Consider the following 1,043-nt stretch of genomic DNA (forward strand, 5'->3'; position numbering starts at 1 on the left):
AGTTAGTTGTGTTGTTTGGTCGAGTTGGTAGCAACGAGACCGGGTTTAGTAGTCTCGTCCGTAAGACGAGATGAAAAGCTTTCCATGTTTCTGAATTTATTCAGAACCTACGGATGGCTTTTTTGATTTTCTACAAGTTGGGTTTGGTTGTTGGTGTCTAAAAAATGGGATTAAGTCGAAAAAGTTCGATTTTTACCATACAAGGTATCGTGATTATTTATAAGAGCGACTTAAAAAATTTGATTCAGATAGAATTTGTAGGGATAGTAAAACCACTAGGTTGGAGATTTTTTCGTTCTAATTCCAAGTTTTTGCCGAGTAGAAAAGAGGGAATAGTGAATTTATAGGGCGACTAAACTTATAATTTTTTAAATACTAGACTGATGTTTAGTATTTTGTAAAAATGTCACTTTATTAAGGATATTTTTTTAATTTTAGTGTTGGTTTTAAAGTAAAATGTGTTGTATATTTGCAACCGCAATAACGCTGAGGTCTGGTAGTTCAGTTGGTTAGAATACCTGCCTGTCACGCAGGGGGTCGCGGGTTCGAGTCCCGTCCAGACCGCAATATTGGGTAAAGCCTTTCTTAACGGAGAGGCTTTTTTTTATTTTATAATTGGATCAATTCAGGAATCTGTGGAGTCGCAAAAATTAAGATTAGAATCAAAGCAGCTCTAATCGATATTGCCATACTATTGTGATATATAATCCAAAAAATGCTACAGAAATTAAAAACTGCATAAAAGTGGAAGCAAGGAAACCAATAAAAGAACCTGTGGCAGCTTTTAAAGCGCGTTTGTGATTTTTAGAATCATACAATAACTCTCCAATAAAAGCACCTGCAAAAGCACCAATAAGAAATCCAAAAGGAATGGGAGAAAGAAGGCCAATAACCAATCCGATATTTGTTCCCCAAATTCCATATTTACTTCCGCCAAATTGCTTAGTTCCCTTAGAGGGAATTATATAGGATCAATACCAAAACCTGTGGAGTAGCAAAAATTAAGCGTAAATATTTGTTAGTCTGAAAAGGAAAAACTCTAT

1 tRNA gene and 1 pseudogene are annotated in these 1,043 nt (G+C 35.2%); one reads left to right on the top strand and one right to left on the bottom strand.

The features are described 5' to 3' along the window. Positions 1–490: 490 nt before the first annotated feature. A tRNA-Asp gene (locus AC4PRO_RS18160) sits at positions 491–564 on the top strand. A gap of 98 nt (positions 565–662) precedes the next feature. On the opposite strand, the pseudogene AC4PRO_RS18165 reads toward AC4PRO_RS18160, so the two are convergent. After that, positions 663–968, bottom strand: a pseudogene (locus tag AC4PRO_RS18165) (DUF456 domain-containing protein); the annotation flags it as partial. Between the last annotated feature and the right edge of the window lie 75 nt (positions 969–1,043).

It is taken from the genome of Flavobacterium sp. DW-iso2 (assembly GCF_058725285.1).